The organism is Curtobacterium sp. PsM8 (genome assembly GCF_030433875.1).
Lineage (GTDB): Bacteria > Actinomycetota > Actinomycetes > Actinomycetales > Microbacteriaceae > Curtobacterium.
The window spans coordinates 1-21,030 of sequence record NZ_JARUXD010000001.1; the positions used below are offsets into that span (position 1 = coordinate 1).

Annotated in this window: 20 protein-coding genes; 2 read left to right on the plus strand and 18 right to left on the minus strand. The window is 71.9% G+C overall.

Features of this window, described 5'->3' with window-relative positions; all coding sequences use genetic code 11:
- Positions 1-264 precede the first annotated feature (264 nt).
- The 15 genes from QCD68_RS00005 to hrcA form a co-directional block, all read right to left on the minus strand.
- A complete protein-coding gene (locus QCD68_RS00005; RefSeq protein WP_301221571.1) occupies positions 265-1,065 on the minus strand; it encodes an isoprenyl transferase in 801 nt (266 codons plus the stop codon).
- Positions 1,062-1,907 carry a DNA repair protein RecO gene (recO, locus tag QCD68_RS00010; protein ID WP_204608116.1) on the minus strand — a complete coding sequence of 282 codons (846 nt, stop codon included), beginning with the start codon at positions 1,905-1,907 and terminating at the stop codon, positions 1,062-1,064. The genes QCD68_RS00005 and recO overlap by 4 nt, the downstream gene beginning before the upstream one ends.
- 223 nt (positions 1,908-2,130) lie before the next feature.
- The gene (gene leuA, locus QCD68_RS00015; RefSeq protein WP_301221572.1) at positions 2,131-3,900 is read right to left on the minus strand and encodes a 2-isopropylmalate synthase; all 1,770 of its coding nucleotides are present in this window, start codon (positions 3,898-3,900) and stop codon (positions 2,131-2,133) included.
- A 475-nt stretch (positions 3,901-4,375) separates the two neighbouring features.
- Positions 4,376-5,779: an ABC transporter permease gene (locus QCD68_RS00020; RefSeq protein ID WP_301221573.1), complete on the minus strand. Its 1,404-nt coding sequence runs from the start codon at positions 5,777-5,779 to the stop codon at positions 4,376-4,378.
- On the minus strand, positions 5,776-6,525 hold the full coding sequence (locus QCD68_RS00025; protein WP_290158322.1) for an ABC transporter ATP-binding protein: 750 nt from the start codon (positions 6,523-6,525) through the stop codon (positions 5,776-5,778). Before QCD68_RS00025 ends, QCD68_RS00020 begins: the two co-directional genes overlap by 4 nt.
- A 107-nt stretch (positions 6,526-6,632) precedes the next feature.
- Positions 6,633-7,325 (minus strand): response regulator, encoded by a 693-nt coding sequence (locus tag QCD68_RS00030; protein WP_290158321.1) that lies wholly within the window; start codon positions 7,323-7,325, stop codon positions 6,633-6,635.
- Between the two features lie 40 nt (positions 7,326-7,365).
- Positions 7,366-8,577 (minus strand): sensor histidine kinase, encoded by a 1,212-nt coding sequence (locus QCD68_RS00035; protein WP_301221574.1) that lies wholly within the window; start codon positions 8,575-8,577, stop codon positions 7,366-7,368.
- Positions 8,578-8,633: 56 nt separating this feature from the next.
- Positions 8,634-9,572, minus strand: a complete 939-nt coding sequence (era, locus tag QCD68_RS00040) for a GTPase Era (protein ID WP_111076096.1) — start codon at positions 9,570-9,572, stop codon at positions 8,634-8,636.
- Positions 9,569-10,900, minus strand: a complete 1,332-nt coding sequence (locus QCD68_RS00045) for a hemolysin family protein (protein ID WP_308202953.1) — start codon at positions 10,898-10,900, stop codon at positions 9,569-9,571. Before QCD68_RS00045 ends, era begins: the two co-directional genes overlap by 4 nt.
- Positions 10,897-11,358, minus strand: coding sequence for an rRNA maturation RNase YbeY (gene ybeY, locus QCD68_RS00050; protein ID WP_111076098.1), 462 nt, complete (start codon positions 11,356-11,358; stop codon positions 10,897-10,899). The genes QCD68_RS00045 and ybeY overlap by 4 nt, the downstream gene beginning before the upstream one ends.
- Positions 11,355-12,410 (minus strand): PhoH family protein, encoded by a 1,056-nt coding sequence (locus QCD68_RS00055; protein ID WP_111076099.1) that lies wholly within the window; start codon positions 12,408-12,410, stop codon positions 11,355-11,357. The genes ybeY and QCD68_RS00055 overlap by 4 nt, the downstream gene beginning before the upstream one ends.
- Positions 12,400-12,753 (minus strand): histidine triad nucleotide-binding protein, encoded by a 354-nt coding sequence (locus tag QCD68_RS00060; protein WP_111076100.1) that lies wholly within the window; start codon positions 12,751-12,753, stop codon positions 12,400-12,402. Before QCD68_RS00060 ends, QCD68_RS00055 begins: the two co-directional genes overlap by 11 nt.
- 77 nt (positions 12,754-12,830) lie before the next feature.
- The gene (locus QCD68_RS00065; RefSeq protein ID WP_301221575.1) at positions 12,831-13,595 is read right to left on the minus strand and encodes a 16S rRNA (uracil(1498)-N(3))-methyltransferase; all 765 of its coding nucleotides are present in this window, start codon (positions 13,593-13,595) and stop codon (positions 12,831-12,833) included.
- Positions 13,595-14,707 (minus strand): molecular chaperone DnaJ, encoded by a 1,113-nt coding sequence (gene dnaJ, locus QCD68_RS00070; protein WP_301221576.1) that lies wholly within the window; start codon positions 14,705-14,707, stop codon positions 13,595-13,597. The genes QCD68_RS00065 and dnaJ overlap by 1 nt, the downstream gene beginning before the upstream one ends.
- 50 nt (positions 14,708-14,757) lie before the next feature.
- Positions 14,758-15,780 carry a heat-inducible transcriptional repressor HrcA gene (gene hrcA / locus QCD68_RS00075; RefSeq protein ID WP_111076103.1) on the minus strand — a complete coding sequence of 341 codons (1,023 nt, stop codon included), beginning with the start codon at positions 15,778-15,780 and terminating at the stop codon, positions 14,758-14,760.
- A gap of 120 nt (positions 15,781-15,900) precedes the next feature.
- Between hrcA and QCD68_RS00080 the strand changes: the two genes are divergently transcribed.
- Positions 15,901-16,350 carry a DUF4870 domain-containing protein gene (locus tag QCD68_RS00080; RefSeq protein WP_301221577.1) on the plus strand — a complete coding sequence of 150 codons (450 nt, stop codon included), beginning with the start codon at positions 15,901-15,903 and terminating at the stop codon, positions 16,348-16,350.
- A gap of 43 nt (positions 16,351-16,393) precedes the next feature.
- On the opposite strand, the gene hemW is transcribed toward QCD68_RS00080, so the two are convergent.
- On the minus strand, positions 16,394-17,611 hold the full coding sequence (gene hemW, locus QCD68_RS00085) for a radical SAM family heme chaperone HemW (RefSeq protein WP_290158316.1): 1,218 nt from the start codon (positions 17,609-17,611) through the stop codon (positions 16,394-16,396).
- A 29-nt stretch (positions 17,612-17,640) separates the two neighbouring features.
- On the opposite strand from hemW, the gene QCD68_RS00090 reads away from it, so the two are divergent.
- The gene (locus QCD68_RS00090; protein ID WP_181439351.1) at positions 17,641-18,333 is read left to right on the plus strand and encodes an HAD family hydrolase; all 693 of its coding nucleotides are present in this window, start codon (positions 17,641-17,643) and stop codon (positions 18,331-18,333) included.
- A gap of 172 nt (positions 18,334-18,505) precedes the next feature.
- Here QCD68_RS00090 and QCD68_RS00095 read toward each other — a convergent pair whose 3' ends face one another.
- Positions 18,506-19,153: a DUF1990 family protein gene (locus QCD68_RS00095; RefSeq protein ID WP_258376789.1), complete on the minus strand. Its 648-nt coding sequence runs from the start codon at positions 19,151-19,153 to the stop codon at positions 18,506-18,508.
- On the minus strand, positions 19,150-20,997 hold the full coding sequence (gene lepA, locus QCD68_RS00100; RefSeq protein WP_111076106.1) for a translation elongation factor 4: 1,848 nt from the start codon (positions 20,995-20,997) through the stop codon (positions 19,150-19,152). Before lepA ends, QCD68_RS00095 begins: the two co-directional genes overlap by 4 nt.
- Positions 20,998-21,030 lie beyond the last annotated feature (33 nt).

The window sequence follows — 21,030 nt, forward strand, 5'->3', positions numbered from 1 at the left end:
CCCCCCCCCCCCCCCCCGCGGGGGCCGGGCGGGGGGCCCCCCCCCCCCCCCGCGGCCCCCCCCCGCCCCTGGGGGCCGGGGCCCCCCCCCCCCCCCCCCCCCCCCCGGCCCACCTGCTCGCCTGACGCGGCCGGCCAGCCGGGCGCGCCAGCCCACGGGCGCACGCCGAGCCTCGGCTGGGCGGACACTTTCCGGCGTCCGGACGGCGAAAGACGTCCGCGGGGCCGAGTCTCGGCCGCGCGGGCGGCAGCGGCGCGAGCCGCGCTACGCCGTCGGCGTGTCGACCGCGCCGCCGTAGCGACGGTCGCGGCTGGCGTACTCCTCGATCGCACCCCACAGGTCGGTGCGTCGGAAGTCGGGCCAGAGCCGGTCGAGGAACACCATCTCGGCGTACGCCGACTGCCACAGCAGGAAGTTGCTCGTCCGCTGCTCCCCCGAACTGCGGAGGAACAGGTCGACGTCCGGCAGCTCCGGCACGTACAGCCGCTTCGCCAGGGTCTTCTCGGTCACCTGGCTCGGCTTGAGGCGTCCCGCGGCGACGTCGTCCGCGATGGACCGCACCGCGTCGGCGATCTCGTTCCGGCCGCCGTAGTTGACGCACATCGTCAGCGTCAGGACGTCGTTGCCGGCCGTCATCTCCTCGGCGGTCTGCAGCTCGTCGATGACACTGCGCCAGAGCTTCGGGGTGCGCCCGGCCCAGCGGACCCGCACGCCCCACTCGTGCAGCTGGTCGCGGCGGCGGCGGATGACGTCGCGGTTGAAGCCCATGAGGAACCGGACCTCTTCGGGTGAGCGCTTCCAGTTCTCGGTCGAGAAGGCGTACGCGGACACGTGCGTGACACCGATCTGGATCGCACCGGCGACGACGTCGAGCAACGAGGCCTCACCCGCCTTGTGCCCCTCGATCCGGGTGAGGCCGCGCTGGTTCGCCCACCGGCCGTTGCCGTCCATCACGATCGCCACGTGGCCGGGCACGAAGCGCTTCGGGATCGCCGGGGGCTGCTCGCCGGTCCAGTCGACCGGCAGGAAGGGGCCCGGTTCGGCAGCGGGACGGCGAGGGCTCATGCGCGGGTTCCTCCGAGGGCAGGGTCGTGGTCGTCCGGTGTCGGCACGGCAGGCGCCGGCACCGCTGCGACCGCCGCCGGCACACCACCGGGGTGCGGGGCGAGCGGTGACGGGTGCTCGGTGCGGTCGACGTGCGGCAACGAACGGAGCGATCGTTCCAGGTGCCACTGCGCGTACGCCGCGACCACGCCGGAGGCCCGCGATCTCGTCCGCTCGTCGGTCACGTCGACGCTCCCCCAGTCCCCGGCGAGCAGCTGTCCGAGGACGGCGAGTGTCGCCGGGTCCAACCGTGGCGTGCCGGGAGGCGCGGCCGAGTCCGCCACGACCCCACCGAGCTGCACGACGAACGCCGAGTGCGGCCCGGGCTCCCCGGTGACCGCGCAGTCGCTGAACGAGGGTGCCCACCCGGCGATGCTCATCGCGCGGAGGAGGTACGAGTCGAGGGTCGCACTCGGCTGGTGCTCCCCGCGCGACAGCGACCGCAGCGCTCCGACGAGCAACAGGTACTGCTGCAGCCCCGCGTCCGCCTCGCTCAGTCGGTCGGCGGTCTCGACCATCGCACTCGCCGCGGTGTACGCGCCGTAGTCGGCGACGATCCGGGCTCCGTACGCGCCGAGGGACTCCGCCTGCGTGACGATGTCGAGCGAGCGGCCCTCGTAGAACTGGGCGTCGACGACCATGAAGGGTTCGAGCCGCGAGCCGAACTTCGACGCGGTCCGGCGCACGCCCTTCGCGACGGCGCGGATCTTGCCGTGCTCCCGGCTGAGCATCGTGACGATGCGGTCGGCCTCACCGAGCTTGTGGGTGCGCAACACGACGCACTCGTCCCGGTACAGCGGCATGGACCCAGTATCCCCCGCTCCGCCGACACCTCCGCCCGCTCGCCGAGGTCGCACGACCCGCCGCGTGGCGATCGCCGAGGTCGCGGGAACTGCCGGCGCGGCGGCCGCCAGACGGCAGGATGCGCGACCTCGACGCAGGCCCGGCGGGCGGGCCGCCGGGCCGCACCGGCGGGGAGGCCGGGGGCGGGCCCCCCCCGCGCCGCCCGTCCCGTCCCGACGCGGGTCAGGCGGAGACGAGCTCCGGCGCACCCGAGGCCGCGCCGGCGCGGACCGCGCGGTTCACGGCGGAGACGATCGCCTTGAGCGACGCGGTCGCGATGTCGGCGTCGATCCCGACGCCCCACAGCCGCACGCCGTCGACGTCGAGCTCGACGTAGGACGCCGCCTGCGCGTCACCCGAGGCGCTCATCGTGTGCTCCGAGTAGTCGTACAGCGTGACCGAGACACCCTGGTCCGCCATCACGGACAGGAACGCGTCGATCGGGCCGGTGCCGACGGCCTCGGCCGCGACGGAGCCCTCGTCGACACGCATCGCGACCGACAGCTTGGTCGTGCCGTCGAAGTCGCTCGACGTGGCGGTCTTCGTGATCTCGTACCGCCCCCACTTGTCGTCGTCGACGTGGGCGGGCAGGTACTCGTCGTGGAACAGGTCCCAGATGCGCTCCGAGGTGAACTCGCCGCCCTCGGCGTCGGTGCGCTGCTGCACGACGCCGCTGAACTCGATCTGCAGCTTGCGGGGCAGGTCGAGCGCGTGGTCGGTCTTCAGCAGGTAGGCGACGCCGCCCTTGCCGGACTGCGAGTTGACGCGGATGACGGCCTCGTACGAACGCCCGATGTCCTTCGGGTCGACCGGCAGGTACGGCACCGCCCAGACGACGTCGTCGACGCCGACGCCCTCGGCGGCCGCGCGGGCCTCGAGCGCTTCGAGGCCCTTCTTGATGGCGTCCTGGTGCGAGCCGCTGAAGGCCGTGTAGACCAGGTCCCCGGCCCACGGCTGGCGCTCCGGCACCGGCAGCTGGTTGCAGTACTCGACGGTGCGCTTGACCTGGTCGATGTCCGAGAAGTCGATCTGCGGGTCGATGCCCTGCGTGAACAGGTTCATCCCCAGCGCGACGAGGTCGACGTTGCCGGTCCGCTCGCCGTTGCCGAACAGGCAGCCCTCGATGCGGTCGGCGCCGGCCATGTAGCCGAGCTCGGCAGCAGCGACGGCGGTGCCCCGGTCGTTGTGCGGGTGCAGCGACAGGATGACGTCCTGGCGGTGGGCGAGGTTGCGGGACATCCACTCGATCGAGTCGGCGTAGACGTTCGGGGTCGCCATCTCGACGGTCGCGGGCAGGTTGATGATGACCTGGCGCTCGGGCGTCGGCTCGAAGACCTCGAGGACGGCGTTGCAGATCTGCACCGCGACCTCGAGCTCGGTGCCCGTGTAGGACTCCGGCGAGTACTCGTAGTAGACGGTCGTGTCGTGCTGCAGCCGTGCCTCGGCCGCCTTGCACATGTGCGCTCCGGAGACGGCGATGTCGACGACGCCCTGCACGTCGGTGCGGAACACGACCTCGCGCTGCACGATGCTCGTCGAGTTGTAGAGGTGCACGATGGCCTGCTTCGCGCCGTCGATCGCCTCGTACGTGCGGTCGATGAGGTGCTCGCGCGCCTGGGTCAGGACCTGGATCGTGACGTCGTCGGGGATCGCGCCCTCGTCGATCAGCGACCGGACGAAGTCGAAGTCGGTCTGCGAGGCACTGGGGAACCCGACCTCGATCTCCTTGTAGCCCATCCGGACGAGCAGGTCGAACATCGCCCGCTTGCGTTCGGCGTCCATCGGGTCGATGAGCGCCTGGTTTCCGTCACGCAGGTCGACGGCACACCAGCGGGGCGCACGGTCGATCTGCTTCGTGGGCCAGGTGCGGTCGGGCAGGTCGACGGTGATCTGCTCGGAGAAGGGGACGTACTTGTGGATCGGCATCCCGGAGGGGCGCTGCGCGTTCTGCATCGGTTCGCTTTCGTCGGTGTGGTTGCGGTGCGGCCACGACGGACTCCGCGACGAGGTGGGCCGGTTGTCAGGCCTCGTCGCGGCGACGAAGGAGGAGGAGTGCCGAGTACATCGGGTTCACGCTAGCACCGGAGCGCCCGAACGGTGCACCGTGTGACGGACGGACCACGGGACGGACGGGGGGGCCCGGCCCCCCCGGGCCCGGGGCGCCCCGCCCGGCCCCCCCCCCCCCCCCGCCCCGGGGGGCCCCCCCCGGGCCCGCGCCCCCGCCCGGCGGCGGCGGCCGCCCCCCCGCGCCGGCCGCGGCCCGGCGGCGCCCGCCCGGGCGCGCGCGGGCCCGCCCCGCGCCGCGCCGCGGGCCGGGGGCCGCGCGCCCCGCCCCCCCCCCCCCCCCCCCGGCCACCCCCCCGGCGGCGGCGACGGACCGGGGGGCCGTCACCCCCACGGTGACGGCGGCCTCACCGGCGGTCGCCACTCAGTCGACCGCCAGCGCCTCCGTCGGCGGTACGCGCATCGCCCGCCGGACCGGCGCCACGGTGGCGACGACCGCCAGGACGAGCGCCCCGACCACCACGATCGCGATCGTCGTCAGCGGCAGCACCGGCGTGGTGGCGCCGAGCGTGCCGAGGAGCGTCTGCCCGCCGAGCCACCCGTAGGCGGTGCCGAGCACGAGCCCGGTGACGACGGCGGCGACGACCATCTGGACGGCCTCGGTGACGATCATCCGCCGGACCTGCGCGCCGGTCAGTCCGAGGACACGGAGCAGGCCGAGCTCCCGGCGGCGCTGCAGCACGCCCAGGGCCAGCGCGTTGACGACCCCGACGGCCGCGATCACGGCCGAGAACCCGACGATGACGCTGACCACGGCGTCGAGCTGCACGAAGAAGCTGCGCTGTTCGGCGAGCATCGCGGGCGTGATGCCGCTCTGCCCGGACAGGGCGGACTCGGTGACGTGCTGCATGATCCCGAGCGCGACGGCGAAGGTGACGAGCAGCGTGACGCCGATGACGAGCCCGATGGTGGCGCGGGCGGTGCGAGCGGGGGCGCGCATCGCGTTCCGGCCGGCGAGCAGGACCACGGGGTCGTGGGACCCGATCCGCCCGATCGCCTGCAGGACCGGCGGCATCACGATGGTGGCGCCGACCGCGACCCCGGCGAACGAGACGAACCCGCCGAGTGCCGCGGGCAGGACCGCCAGGGGCGTCGCCGCGCTGAGGGCCAGTCCGACCAGGGCGAGCAGCGCTCCCGCGGCCATGAGCAGGATCGCCCAGACCTTCCGGGCGGTGCCGGTGCGGACGTCCTCGTGGCTCGGCTCGACGCTCGAGGACAGCGCCTGCAGCGGGGTGACGGTGAGCACTCGTCGGGAGCCGGCGGCGAAGGCACCCCAGGTGGCGAGGACGACGGCGACCACGGGCAGCACGAGCTCCCACGGCAGGAGCGTGTAGGAGCGGTCGGGCAGGAAGCCGTTGCCGCGGAGCACGGCGACGAACAGCGCGGCGAGCCCGGTGCCGACGACGGCGCCGATGAGCCCACCGAGCAGGCCGACGACGAGTCCGGTGCGGGTGATCCGGGCACGGAGCGAGGCCCCGGTCGCGCCGACGAGCCGCTGGAGCGCGATCACGCGGGTCTGCCCGGCGATGAGCGTCGCGCAGGTGTTCGCGGTGACGATGGCGCCCACGTACAGGGCGATGCCGAGGGCCAGCCAGCCGATCACCGACAGCACGGCCTTGACCGAGCTGATGTCGTCGAGGCCGGTGGCGGACATCGCCTCGGTGACGATGCCCGGGGCGATGACGAGCGCGGAGCCGAAGGTCGTGCCGAGGGCGGCGACCAGGATCGTCGGGGCGAACTGCCGGACGCCGTTCATGCTGCCGGTCACGCTGCCGCCTCCATCCCGAGCATCGTGGCGGAGATCTCGGCGGCACCCATCCGGGGCCGGTCGTCGACGACGCGGCCGTCGGCGAGGAACAGGATCCGGTCGGCGTTCGCGGCGGCCACCGGGTCGTGCGTCACCATGACGACGCTCTGGCCCCACTCGTCGACGGCACCGCGGAGGATCGCGAGCACGTCACGGCCGGTCCGCGAGTCGAGCGCCCCGGTCGGCTCGTCCGCGACGACGACGGCCGGACGCGAGGCGAGGGCGCGGGCGATGGCGACGCGCTGCTGCTGGCCGCCGGAGAGTTCGTGCGGCCGGTGGGTCAGGCGGTTGCCGAGCCCGAGCATCTCGACCAGGCGGTCGATCCACGCGGTCTCCTCGCGGTCCGGCTTGTGCCCGCCGAGCAGGAACGGCAGCCGGATGTTCTCGCTGACGTCGAGCGTCGGCACGAGGTTGAACGACTGGAACACGAACCCGAGGCGGCGGCGACGGAGTTCGGTGAGCTCCCGGTCGCCGAGCCCGGTGATGTCCGTGCCGTCGATCGTGATGCGACCGCCGGTGACCTGGTCGAGGCCGGCGGCGACGTGCATGAGCGTGGACTTGCCGGAACCGGACGGGCCCATCACCGCGGTGAACTCACCGGCGCCGATGTCGACGCTGACGTCGTCCAGCGCCGTCACCCGGCGCGCGGCGTCACCGTAGTGCTTGGAGACATGGTCGAGACGGATGATCGGAGCGTGGTTGGTCATGACTCCACGATCGCGTCCGGGAGGCCCGTGCCGCGTCCGCCGTCCGGCTCCGGTCCGTCATCCCCGCGGTGGGCATCCCGCGTCGGGGTCCGCCGAGCGGATGAGGGTCAGTCGCCCTTGGTGACGAGGCCGTGCTCGTGCGCGAACACGACGAGCCGTACCCGGTCGCGCAGCTCGAGCTTCGTCAGGACCCGCGAGATGTGGGTCTTCACGGTCGCCTCGCTCACGTACTCGTGGGCGGCGATCTCGGCGTTGCTGAGGCCCCGGGCAGCCAGGTCGAAGATCTCGCGCTCGCGCGGGGTCAGTCCGGCGAAGGCCGCGGGCACCGTCGAGCGCAGGTCGGCCGGGTCCTCGTAGCGGCGGAGGAGCTCGCGGGTGGCCGAGGCAGCGAACACCGTCGTGCCGGCGTGCACGGTGCGGATCGCCGCGAGCAGGAACTCCGGGTCGGCGTCCTTGAGCACGAACCCGCTCGCTCCGGCACGGATGGCCTTGGCGGCAGCCTCGTCGAAGTCGAACGTGGTGAGGACGAGCACCTTGGCGTCGGACCCGCTCGAGACGATGTCGGCGGTGGCGCTGATGCCGTCCTTGACCGGCATCCGGATGTCCATGAGCACGACGTCCGGGCGGTTCCGGCGGACCAGTTCGATGCCCTCGGCTCCGTCGCCGGCCTCCCCCACGAACTGCAGGTCCGGCTGGGACCCGATGAGCATCCGGATGCCGGTGCGGAACAGGGCCTGGTCGTCGACCAGGGCGACGCGGATGGGCGCTGCTGCGGGGGTGCTCGTGCTCGTGTCGGTCATCGCCTGCTCGTCATCAGTGGGTCGGGATCGTGGTGCGGGATCAGTGGGTCGGGATCGTGTTGCGGGGCATCTGCCCCGTCGACGGTTGCGCCGGCATCCGGACCGCCACCGCGAAGTCCTCGCCCCGGGGTCCGGCCGTCATGCTCCCGCCGGACATCGTGGCACGCTCCCGCATGCCGACCAGGCCGTGGCCGGTGCCGGGGCCGGGCCGGTCGTCCTCGGCGCGGCGGTTCACCACGTCGATCTCGACGGTGTCGGGCCGGTAGGTCAGGCGTGCCCGGACGGTGCTGCCGGGCGCCCCGTGCTTGTAGGCGTTCGTCAGGCTCTCCTGCACGATCCGGTAGACGGCGAGCTGCGTGGTGGTCGGCAGCGTCGACGGGTCACCCTCGCGCTCCACCTGCACCTCGAGTCCGACGTCACGCATCTGCCCGACCAGCCGCTCGATGTCGTCGACGTCGGGGGTCGGCGCGGTGCCCTGCTCGTGTCGGAGTGCCCCGAGCAGCTCGCGGACGTCGCCGAGGGCACGGCGGGCGGTCGCGCCGATCGTGTCGAGCGCCTCGTCGGCGACCGCGGGGTCAGCGCGGAGGGCGTAGCGCGCGCCGTCGGCCTGGGCGATCACGACCGCCAGCGAGTGCGCCACGATGTCGTGCATGTCCCGGGCGATCCGGACGCGTTCCTGCTCGATCGCGACGTTCCGGTCGGCCCGGGCGGCGTCGCGTTCGGCCAGCAGTTGGGCCTCCCGGCTCATCCGCGCCGACCGCCGGGCCCGGACGGCCAGGCCGGCGAGCCACGGCAGCAGCAGGACGGCCAGGACGACGACGAACCACATCGCGCCGTACTGGACGGCGCCCTTCACCGTCTCTTCGCCGCCGATCCCCCGGACACCGTAGATCTGGAAGCCGTAGAACACACCGGCGACGACTGCCCCGACGATCGCGGAGACGAGGCCCGCGATCCGGATGCGTCGGGTGCCGTAGACGCTCGTGGTGTAGAGCACACCGGGGATGAAGAGGTCGGCCACGTTGGTGGTCTGCAGCGACACCATCTGCAGGACGGCACCGATCCAGGCGATCACGAGGGCCAGCCCCGGAGCGACCCGGCGGAGTGCGAGGGCCAGGGTGAGGACACCGGTCGTCACGAGGCTCCAGGGACCCTCGCCACCCTGCGCCCAGAGGACGGCGACCACGCCGCCGAGCAGCAGCGCCGTACCGATGTCGACGGCGAGCTGGGTGCGGAGGACGGGACGGAACACCACCCCACGGTACGGCGCACGGCCGCTCGGCGCGTCCGACCGTGGGATGACCCGCGTCAGAAGCCCAGGCGGCCGAGCTGCTTCGGGTCGCGCTGCCACTCCTTGGCGACCTTCACGCGGATGTTCAGGTAGACGTGACGACCGAGCAGGCCCTCGATCTCGACCCGGGCGCGGGTACCGACGTCCTTGAGTCGGCCGCCCTTGTGCCCGATGACGATCGACTTCTGGCTGTCCCGCTCGACGAACAGGTTCGCGAAGATGCGGAGCGGACCGTTCGGGTCGTCGTCGGCGTCCGGCTCGACCATGTCCTCGATGACGACGGCGAGCGAGTGCGGCAGTTCGTCACGGACGCCCTCGAGTGCGGCTTCGCGGATCAGTTCGCCGATCCGCTCTTCGTCGGTCTCCTCGGTCACGGCGAGGTCGTCGTAGAGCTGCGGGGACTCCGGCAGCAGCGACACGACCTCGTCGATCAGGTCCTCGAGCTGCAGGCCCTCGGTGCCCGAGGTCGGGATGATCGCGTCCCACTCACGGAGGCGCGAGACCGCGAGCAGCTGCTCCGCGATCTTCTCCTTGCCCGAGCGGTCGATCTTCGTGACGATCGCGATCTTCTTCGCCCGGGGGTACTGGTCGAGCGTGTCGTTGATGAACCGGTCGCCCGGCCCGATCGGCTCGTTCGCCGGCACGCAGAAGCCGATCACGTCGACGTCACCGAGGGTGGACTGCACGAGGTCGTTGAGGCGCTCGCCCAGGAGCGTGCGCGGACGGTGCACACCGGGGGTGTCGACCACGATGACCTGGCCGTGCGGGCGGTGCACGATGCCGCGGATGGCGCGTCGGGTGGTCTGCGGCTTCGACGAGGTGATCGCGACCTTCTGGCCGACCAGGGCGTTCGTCAGCGTCGACTTGCCGACGTTCGGGCGACCGACGAAGGAGACGAACCCTGCACGGTAGGGGGTCGTCGCCTCGGGGGCGGTGTCGGGTCCGGAGTCGGTCATGGCGTTCGTGTTCCTGTCGTGGAGTGGTCGGAGTCGCCGAAGGCCTGCTCGGCGGACGCCAGGTCGGCGGTCCGCTCGGCGACCACGGTGATGAGGTGGCGTCGCTTGCCCTCGACGCGGTCCGCGATGAGCAGGACCCCGGAGACCGTGACGGTGTCCCCGGCGGAGGGCAGGTGACCGAGCTCCTTGGTGAGCAGGCCACCGGCGGTGTCGACGTCGTCGTCGTCGAGCTCGATGCCGAACAGGTCGCCGAGCTCGTCGATGGGCAGTCGGGCCGAGACACGCCAGCGCCCGGGCTCGATCTCGGCTCGGTCGACCACGGCGCGGTCGTACTCGTCCGAGATGTCGCCGACGAGTTCTTCGATGAGGTCCTCCATCGTGACGAGGCCCGCGACCCCGCCGTACTCGTCGACCACGAGCACCAGGTGGTTCTTCGCCAGCTGCATGTGACGCAGGGTCTCGTCGGCGGGCTTCGACTCCGGCAGGAACTCCGCCGGTCGGAGCATCGTGCGCACCGGGCGGGTGCCGACCTCGGGACGCTCGTAGAGCCCCCGGGCCAGGTCGCGGAGGTACACGACACCGAGGACGTCGTCGCTGTCACGGCCGATCACCGGCATCCGGGAGACACCGGTGGCCAGGAACTGCTCCATCACGGCGGCGATGGTGTCACCGGCGTCCGCGGTGACCATGTCGGTGCGGGGCACCATGACCTCGCGCACCAGGGTGTCGCTGAACGCGAAGACCGAGTGGATGAGCTCGCGGTCGTCGGCCTCGAGCACGTTGCTCTCGGTCGCCTCGTCGACCAGGGAGAGCAGCTGCTCTTCGCTCGAGACGCTCGAGGCACTGCGGACGCGTCCGGGCGTGACCCGGTCACCGATCGCGACGAGCAGCCCCGCGAGCGGACCGAGCACGATGCGGACACCACGGACCAGACCCCCGGTGGCAGCGATGATGCCCTCGGCGTGGGCGCGTCCGACGCTGCGCGGGCTCGACCCGACGAGCACGAAGGACACCGCGGTCATCACGGCCGCGGACACGATCAGGGCGACCCACCACGTGTCGAACACCGTCACGAGGGCGATGGTCACGAGCACCGCAGCTGCCGTTTCGGCCAGGACGCGGAAGAAGTTCAGGGCGTTGACGTGGGCGCCGGGGTCGTCCGCCAGGGCCTCGATCGCGCGACGGCGCTTGCTGCCGCGGGCGATCTCCTCGAGGTCGGCACGCGACAGGACCGACAGGGCTGAGTCGGCGGCCGCGAGCAGTCCGCCGAGGACGACCAGCAGGAACGCCACCGCGAGCAGACCGGCGACGAGCAGCACTGCGGTCACCGCCCCCGGCGCTGGGCGGCGAAGGCCGTCAGGATCTCGCCCTGCAGACCGAACATCTCGGCCTTCTCCTCCGGCTCCGCGTGGTCGAAGCCGAGCAGGTGCAGGATGCCGTGGCACGTGAGCAGCAGGATCTCGTCGAGCGTCGAGTGCCCGGCGGTCTTCGCCTGTTCCTCGGCGACCTGCGGGCAGACCACGATGTCACCGAGCAACCCGGCGGGCGTCGGCTCGTCCTCGGTGCCCGGACGGAGCTCGTCCATCGGGAAGCTCAGCACGTCGGTGGGGCCGGGCTCGTCCATCCACCGGATGTGCAGCTGCTCCATCGCCCCCTCGTCGACGAAGACGATCGCGAGCTCCGCGTCGGCGTGGACGTGCATGGCGTCGAGCGCGAAGGCGGCGAGACGCTGCACGACGTCCTCGTCCACCGTCACACCGGACTCGTTGTTGAGCTCGATGCTCACCGGGTGCCTCCTCGGCGGTCGTCCTGCTGGTGGGGGCGCTTGGCGGCCTGCTCGACGAGACGTTCCTCGTCGTACACGGTGTACGCGTCGACGATCCGGCCGACCAGGGTGTGGCGGACGACGTCCTCGCTGCCGAGGCGGGCGAAGTGGATGTCGTCGACCTCGTCCAGGATCCGCGTCACCAGGCGCAGACCCGAGACGTTGCCCGGCAGGTCGACCTGGGTGATGTCGCCCGTGATGACCATCTTCGAGCCGAAGCCGAGCCGCGTCAGGAACATCTTCATCTGTTCCGGGGTGGTGTTCTGCGCCTCGTCCAGCACGACGAACGAGTCGTTGAGCGTGCGGCCGCGCATGTACGCCAGCGGGGCGACCTCGACCGTGCCGGCGGCCAGGAGCTTCGGGACCAGTTCGGGGTCCATCATCTCGTTGAGCGCGTCGTACAGCGGGCGGAGGTACGGGTCGATCTTGTCGGTCAGCGTGCCGGGCAGGAACCCGAGCCGCTCGCCCGCCTCGACCGCGGGACGGGTCAGGATGATGCGCGAGACCTCGCGTCGCTGCAGGGCCTGCACCGCCTTCGCCATCGCCAGGTACGTCTTGCCGGTACCGGCCGGGCCGATGCCGAACGTGATGGTGTTCTCGTCGATGGCGTCGACGTAGGCACGCTGGCCGTCGGTCTTCGGACGCACCGACTTGCCCCGGCTGGACACGATCGGGGTGCCGAACACGTTCGACGGGCTGCGCTCTTCGTCGATGATGCGCGCCGAGGTCGGGATGTCCGACTGGCCGATGTCCTGCCCACGGCGGACCATGCCGACGAGTTCGTCGACCAGGGCCCGGGCACGCGTGACGTCGCGCTCCGGTCCGGCCAGCGTGACCTGGTTGCCGCGGACCAGGACCCGGACCGCGGGGTACTGGCGTTCGACGGTCTTCAGCAGGCGGTCCTGCGGTCCGAGCAACTGCACCATCGCGATGCCGTCGACGGTGAGTTCGGAGGTCGAGACGGGCTCCGAGGCCGACTGCGGCTCGGTGGTGGCTGGTTCGTCAGCTGGCAAGGGTGCCTTCCTGCAGGTCTCCTGCGAGTACGTGCGCGTGCACGTGGAACACGGTCTGTCCGGCGGCTTCGCCGGTGTTGAACACGAGTCGGAACTGTCCGCCGGCTCGCTCGTCGGCGATGCGCTGGGCGGTCTGGACGACGTGCGCGAGCAGGTCGGGGTCGGCTGCTGCGAGCTCGCCGACGTTCGCGTACGCCTGGGTCTTCGGCACGACCAGCACGTGGACGGGTGCCTTCGGGGCGATGTCCTCGAAGGCGATGACGCGGTCGTCCTCGGCGACGATGGTCGCCGGGATCTCGCGCGCGACGATCTTCGTGAAGACGCTGGGCTCGGTGCTGGTCATGGGCACCATCGTAGAACGCGCGACCGACGCCGCGCCTTCCCGGTCCGCCCCGATGCTCCGATCCACGCCGGACCGGCTCACCAGCGGCCGAGTCGGGCCTGCAGGACGGCCAGCGCCGCGGGTCCCGCGGTCGAGGTCCGGAGCACCGTGTCGCCGAGTCGGACCCGGACCGCGCCGGCCGACTCGAGCCGCTCGAGCTCGGACGGTTCGATGCCGCCCTCCGGTCCGACCACCAGGGCGATCTCGTCGACGTCGGTCGGCGGCTCCCAGGTGGCGAGCCGCACCGAGGCGGTCGGTTCGAGCAGGACCAGCTGGCGGCGTGCCTCCTGGCCGTCCCCCACCGGTGCCGCTCCCGCGCCGCCGGCGAGCTGCGCCGTCGTCACCGGGGCGACGACGTCCGGGACCCGCGCGCGCACGGCCTGCTTCGCGGCCTCCTGCGCGATCGACGCCCACCGGGCGCGACCCTTCTCGATCTTCGGGCCGTCCCAGCGCGAGACGCTGCGCGCCGCGGCCCACGGCACGACCCGGTCGACACCGATCTCGGTCGCGGCCTGCACCGCCATCTCGTCACGGCCGCCCTTGGCGAGCGCCTGCACCAGGGTCAGCGACGGACGCGGCGCCGGCTCGACGCCGACGGACGCGACGGTCAGCAGGAGCGAGTCCTTGCCGACCGACGCGACCGTGCCGGCGACGACCGTGCCGCGACCGTCCGAGAGCCGGAGCTGCTCACCGACGCGGACCCGCGACACCGTGACGGCGTGGCGACCCTCGGCGCCGTCGAGCGACACCTGGCCGCCCACCGTCACGTCGTCGAGGGTGTCGACGAGGTAGAGCGAGGCCATCAGAAGTTGAAGAACCGGTCGCGGAGCTTGCCGAACATGCCCTGCTGGAAGCGGGACAGCTGCGGGGCACCGGCCTTGTGGGACTTCGCGAGCTGCTCGACCAGCTGCCGTTCCTTGTGCGAGAGCTTGCTGGGCGTGACGACCTGGATGCCGACCTTGAGGTCACCGCGACCGGAGCCGCGGAGCTTCGTGACGCCGCGGTCCTTGATGACCAGGACGTCGGCGCTCTGCACACCGGGCCGGAGTTCGAGCTCGACCGGACCGTCGAGCCCGTCGATCGTCGTCGTGGCGCCGAGGATCGCGTCGGTCATCGGGACCTCGAGCGTGGCGAGCAGGTCGTCGCCGTCACGGCTGAAGACGTCGTGGTGGCGCACCCGGACCTCGAGGTACAGGTCGCCGGCCGGACCGCCGGCCGGACCGACCTCGCCCTGGCCGGGCATCTGCAGGCGGAGGCCCGAGTCGACCCCGGCGGGCACGTCGACCGGCACGGTGCGACGGGCACGGACGCGCCCCTGGCCCTGGCAGGTCGGGCACGGGTTCGGGATGACGGTGCCGTAGCCGCGGCAGGTGCCGCACGGGGCGCTCGTCACGACGTTGCCGAGCAGCGAGCGGACCTGGCGCTGGATGTGGCCGGAGCCCCCGCAGATGTCACACGTCTGCGGGCTCGTGCCGGGTGCGCAGCAGGAGCCGCCACACGTGTCGCAGCGCACCGCGGTGTCGACCTCGAGGTCCTTGTGCGTGCCGAAGACGACCTCGTCGAGGTCGACCTCGAGCCGGAGCAGGGCGTCGCCGCCGCGCTCGGCACGGCTGCGCGGACCGGTCCCCCGGCCGCCACCGCCACCCCCGCCGCCGAAGAAGGCGTCGAAGATGTCGCTGAACCCGCCGGCACCGGCGCCGAACCCACCGTCCTGGGGGCCGGCGTCGAAGCGACGGCGCTGTTCCGGGTCGCTGAGGACGTCGTACGCGTGCGTGACGTCCTTGAAGCGCTCGGCGGCGTCGGGGCTCGGGTTCACGTCCGGGTGCAGTTCGCGAGCGAGCCGCCGGTACGCCTTCTTGATGTCGGCGTCGGAGGCGTCGCGCGGGACGCCGAGGACGTCGTAGTGGTCTGCCAAGTGTTCCTCAGGGGGTGCGTGGGTGGACGGGGTGGAGGGGTGCCCGGCGGTCAGTTCTCGCCGAGCAGCCGGGACAGGTAACGGGCGACCGCACGGACCGCGGCCATGTTCGTGCCGTAGTCCATCCTGGTCGGACCGAGGACGCCCAGTCGGGCGATCTCACCGCGGGCGGCCAGGTAGCCGCCGGCGACGATGCTCGTGGCGTCGAGACCGTACTCGGCGTTCTCACGTCCGATGCTCGCCGCCACCGCGATGTCGTCGACCTGCATCTCGCCGAACAACCGGAGCAGGGTGACCTGTTCCTCGATCGCCTCGAGCACGGGGAAGAGCCCGCCGGAGAAGTCCTGCTCGCTCTTCGCCAGGTTGGCGGCACCGGCCATCAGCAGGCGGTCCTGCCGGTTGGCGGCGACCTGTTCGACCAGGCTCGCGACCACGACTCCGGCGAGCGGCTGCACCGCGGGCCGGAGCTGACCGGGGATCTCGCGGAGGGCCCGCGGGGCGTCCTGCAGCAGCAGGCCCACGGTCGCGCCGTTGACCAGGGTGCGGAGCTCGGAGAGCGCGGACTCGTCGAAGGGGACGTCGGTCTCGATGACCCGCTGCTCGACCCGGGCGGTGTCGGTGATGAGGACCACCATCAACCGGGTGTCGGCGAGCCGGACGAGTTCGACGTGCTGGACCCGTGCGTGGCCCATCGTCGGGTACTGCACGAGTGCGACCTGGTTCGTCAGCTGACTGAGCAGCCGGACGGTGCGGGTGAGGACGTCGTCGAGGTCGTTCGAGGCGCCGAGGAAGGTCTCGATCGCCTGGCGCTGCGCCCCGGAGAGCGGTCGGGCGGCGGCCAGGTGGTCGACGAACACCCGGTAGCCCTTGTCGGTGGGGACCCGGCCGGACGAGGTGTGCGGGGCGATGATGAGCTGCTCGTCCTCGAGCTGGGCCATGTCGTTGCGGATCGTCGCGGCGCTGACCCCGAACGCGTGGCGTTCGACGATGGTCTTCGAGCCGACGGGTTCGCGGGAGGCCACGTAGTCGCGCACGATGGCCTTGAGGACCTCGAGGCTCCGTTCGCTGACCATCGGTTCCCTCCGCTCGTGTCGATCCGTGCCCGCTGGCACTCTCACCTGCCGAGTGCTGATCCTACGCCCGACCGCCGACGAGACGGGACTTCTCCACGGGCGTCTCGGTACGCTGCGGGCATGAGCGACGGACACGGACCCGGCGGCGGGCAGTACCCGGGAGGCCAGTACCCCGGTGGGCAGTACAGCGGCGGACAGCAGCCAGGGGACCAGTACCCGTCCGGCTACCGGCCCCCGCAGCCGATGAGCCCCGAGGACCAGCGCCTCTGGGCGACGCTGACGCACGTCGGCGGGATCTTCTCCAACGTCCTGGTGCCGGTCATCGCCTACTTCGTCCTGCGCGACCGCGGGAACTTCGTCCGCGAGCACACTCGTGCGGCGCTGAACTTCCACATCACGATGGCGATCGCCTACTTCGCCGGCGTCCTGACCTCGGTGCTCGGCATCGGGATCCTGGTCATCGCGGCCACCGGGATCGTGTCGATCGTGTTCGGCATCCTGGCCGCCCTCGCGGCGAACCAGGGGCAGTTCTACCGCTACCCGCTCTCGATCGAGTTCATCAAGCGGTAGGAGGCACGTGCAGTAGGGAGCACGTGCAGCGCTCCCCGTCCGCTCAGTCGAGCAGGTCCCGCACCACGGCATCGGCGAGCAGGCGGCCCGACAGCGTCAGCTCCAGCGTCCCGCCGAGCGCCGCCCGGCCGTCCACGAGACCACGTGCGATGAGGCCGGCGACGCGACCACGGGCCTCCCGGCGGAGCTCGTCGATCCGAAGCTCACCGCGGACCCGCGCCGCGAGCAGGACCCGCTCCACGTAGCGCGTCTCGTCGTCCAGGGTCTCGCGGCCGGCAGCCGGGGACACGTCCTGCAGCACCTTGCCCGCGTAGGCGGCCGGGTGCTTGACGTTCCACCAGCGGGTGCCGGCGACGGCGGAGTGCGCGCCCGGGCCGATGCCCCACCAGTCGTGGCCCTTCCAGTAGGACAGGTTGTGCCGGCTGGCGTGCTCGGGGCCGCGCGACCAGTTCGAGACCTCGTACCAGTCGTACCCGGCGTCGCCGAGCACCTGGTCGGCGAGCTCGTACATGTCGGCGGCCAGGTCGTCGTCCGGAGCCGGCAGTTCACCGCGGGACACGGCACGGCCCATCGCGGTGCCGTCCTCGACGATGAGCGAGTACGCGGACACGTGGTCCGGGGCGCAGGCGATCGCCGCGTCGAGCGAGGTGCGCCAGTCGTCGAGCGACTCGCCCGGCGTCGAGTAGATGAGGTCCAGGCTGACGTCGAGGCCCTGCTGCTTCGCCAGGTCCACCACGACCGGCACCCGCTCGGGGTCGTGGGTGCGGTCGAGGGTCGCGAGGACGTGCGGCACCGCGGACTGCATGCCGTAGCTCATCCGCGTGAAGCCGGCGCGCTGCAGCGTCGCGATCGAGTCCGCGTCGACGGAGTCGGGGTTCGCCTCGGTCGTGACCTCGGCCCCGGGCAGGATCCCCCAGGTGTCGTCGATCGCCCGGAGGATCATCGCCAGGTCGGACGCCGGCAGCATCGTCGGGGTGCCGCCGCCGAAGAACACGGTCGACACGGGGCGGCGCGGGACGCCGGAGCGCTCGAGCACCTGGTCGGCGAACGCGATCTCCCGCAGGGCGTGGCCGGCGTAGTCGTCACGCCGGACCCCGCGCAGCTCGGACGCCGTGTACGTGTTGAAGTCGCAGTAGCCGCAGCGCACCCGGCAGAAGGGCACGTGCACGTAGACGCCGAACGGGACGTCGCCGGCTCCGGGTGCCGGTGCGACCAGTCCGTCCGACGGAGCGGGATCGGCGATCGGGAGAGCACTCGGCATGGAGACCATTGTCCGTCATCATGGACGGCATGGAGCACCAGCCGGTCACCACCACGGTCCTCTGGGACATCGACGGCACCCTCGTGCGCAACGCCGCGTCCCCGGGGAACCTGTACCACTTGGCGCTCGAACGGGCGCTCGGCCGCGACCTCCCGCAGCTCGTCGGCCACCAGCACGGTCGGACCGACGCCGGCATCATCGTCGAGCACGTCCGCGCCCACCGGCTCGACGACGGCCTGGTCCCGACCGTCAGCGGCCACCTCCGCGACCTGTCCGAGGAACGGCACCGGTCCGGCGACCGCCGCACTCCCGCCCCGGGTGCCCTCGCACTGGTCCGGCGCTTCGCCGACCTCGGGTGGCGGAACGGCCTGCTGACCGGCAACTCCGCCTACCGCGCCCGCGTCAAGCTGCTCGGCGCCGGCTTCGACGTGGACGTCTTCGACTGGGAGCACTCGTACTTCGGGGACACCGAGGTCGAGCGGGCCGGCGTCACCGCCGTCGCGGCTGCGGCGCTGTCCGGGTCCCGGGCGGTCATCGTCGGCGACACCCCGCGGGACGGCGAGGCCGCCGACGCGGTGGGGATCCCGTTCGTCGCGGTCGCGACCGGCGCGTACGACGTGGCGGCGCTGCGGGCGACGAGCGCCGTGGCCGTCGCGCGGGACTGCGTCCAGGACGCGGGACTCATCGAGGAGGCGATCGCGGGGCTGGCGCCGCTCGGTTGAGCAGGCCGGCGGGCGCGGGGCTGCCTGACGGGCCCGGGGCTGCCTGACGGGCCCGGGGCTGCCTGATGGGCGCGCGGCTGCCTGACGGGCGCGCGGCTGCCTGACGGGCGCGGGGCGGGCCTCCAGGCCGGGAGGCACGTGACCGGTCACCGGGACCGGTCACGCCGTCGGGTCAGTCGCCGCGCAGGGCGGCGAGGTACTTCTCCGCCATCACCCGCTGCTGGCGGCGCAGCAACGGCGCGACGAAGCGCCACTTGCGACTGGCTGGCTGCGAGAACTGGCGGACCTGCAGCCAGACCGAGCCGTCCGGCGTGCGCTCGACGACGAATGACTCCTCGCCCGAGAGCGGGTGGCCGTCGAGCGTGCCGTACGCGAAGCCCTTGCGGTCGCGCTCGTCGATGATCGCGACGACCCGGACCGGTGCCTGCACCGTCTGCCCGAAGGCGTGCATCGTCAGCGTCGCCGTGGTGCCCGCCGTGATGAGCGGGGTGCCGTCGGGCGTGGTCTTCTCGACCCGGGGCGTGCCGATCGAAGCCGGCGCGATCGGGACGCCCTGCTCGTCGAAGGTCACCGGGTTGTAGCGGACCTCGTCGTCCTCGGGCGTGTCCTCGACGTGCACGCCCATGCCGCTGCGCTCCTGGATCTGCCAGGTGAGCGCCTGCATGACGGCGGTCTCGAACCGCTGGTCGCCGTGCCCGATGCGTGCGCGGGACTCGGCGGGCACGAAGCCCTCCGGCGGGTAGGTCATCAGGTCCGACGCCTGCGTCGCCCCGACGGCACCGTAGGTCAGCGCCGTGCGGTGCTGGTGTCCGCGGCTCACTTCTTCTTCTCTTCCACGTCACCGGAGAGGGCGGCGATGAAGGCCTCCTGCGGGACCTCGACCCGGCCGATCGTCTTCATGCGCTTCTTGCCCTCCTTCTGCTTCTCGAGGAGCTTGCGCTTGCGGGTGATGTCACCGCCGTAGCACTTCGCCAGGACGTCCTTGCGCATCGCGCGGATGCTCTCGCGGGCGATGATGCGGGCGCCGATCGCGGCCTGGATCGGGACCTCGAACTGCTGGCGCGGGATGAGCTTGCGCAGCCGCTCGGTCATCAGCGTGCCGTACGCGTACGCCTTCTCGCGGTGCACGATCGCGCTGAACGCATCGACCTGGTCGCCCTGCAGCAGGATGTCGACCTTGACGAGGTCGGCTGCCTGGTCACCGGTGGGCTCGTAGTCCAGGCTGGCGTAGCCCTGGGTCTTGCTCTTCAACTGGTCGAAGAAGTCGAACACGATCTCGCCGAGGGGCATCTCGTAGCGGATCTCGACCCGGTCCTCACCGAGGTACTCCATGCCGAGCAGGGAGCCGCGGCGCTGCTGGCAGAGCTCCATGATCGCGCCGACGTAGTCCTTCGGCGCCAGGATCGCGGCACGGACCATCGGCTCGCGGACCTCGAGGATGCGGCCCGTCGGGAACTCGGACGGGTTCGTGACCTCGGTGACCTCGTTGTCCTCGGTCGTGACCGCGTAGACCACGCTCGGGGCGGTGGTGATGAGGTCGAGGGCGAACTCGCGCGACAGCCGTTCGGTGATGATCTCGAGGTGCAGCAGGCCGAGGAAGCCGCAGCGGAAGCCGAAGCCCAGCGCGACGGAGGTCTCGGGCTCGTAGACGAGCGCGGCGTCGGAGAGCTTGAGCTTGTCGAGCGCTTCGCGGAGCACCGGGTAGTCGCTGCCGTCGATCGGGTACAGGCCCGAGAAGACCATCGGCTTCGGGTCCGTGTAGCCGGGCAGGGCCTGGGTCGCCGGACGCAGTGCGCTCGTCACCGTGTCGCCGACCTTCGACTGGCGGACGTCCTTCACACCGGTGATGAGGTACCCGACCTCGCCGACCGAGAGGCCCTTCGTCGGGGTCGGCTCGGGGCTCGACACCCCGATCTCGAGGATCTCGTGCGTCGACTTGGTCGACATCATCTGGACCTTCTCGCGCGGCTTGATCGAGCCGTCGATCATGCGCACGTAGGTGACGACACCGCGGTAGCTGTCGTAGACCGAGTCGAAGATCATCGCGCGGGGTGCGGCGTCGACGGTGCCGACCGGGGCCGGCACGGTGCGGACGACGCGGTCGAGCAGTTCGGCGACACCCTCGCCGGTCTTGCCGGAGACGCGGAGGACGTCCTCCGGCTTGCCGCCGATGAGCTGCGCGAGCTCGGCGGCGTACTTCTCCGGCTCGGCTGCCGGCAGGTCGATCTTGTTGAGGACCGGGATGATCTCGAGGTCGTTCTCGAGCGCCAGGTACAGGTTCGCGAGTGTCTGCGCCTCGATGCCCTGCGCGGCGTCGACGAGCAGGATCGCGCCCTCGCACGCGGCCAGGGAGCGGGAGACCTCGTACGAGAAGTCGACGTGCCCGGGGGTGTCGATCATGTTCAGCGCGAAGGTCTCACCGTCGAGCTCCCACGGCATGCGGACGGCCTGCGACTTGATGGTGATGCCGCGCTCGCGCTCGATGTCCATCCGGTCGAGGTACTGCGCGCGCATCGCCCGGTCCTCGACGATGCCGGTGATCGAGAGCATGCGGTCGGCCAGCGTGGACTTGCCGTGGTCGATGTGCGCGATGATGCAGAAGTTGCGGATCGCGGCGGCCGGCGTCGAGGCGGGCTCGAGCGGCGCAGATGCTTGTGGGCTCACGGTTCCTCGGGGTGGGTCGGACGGTCCGTCGAT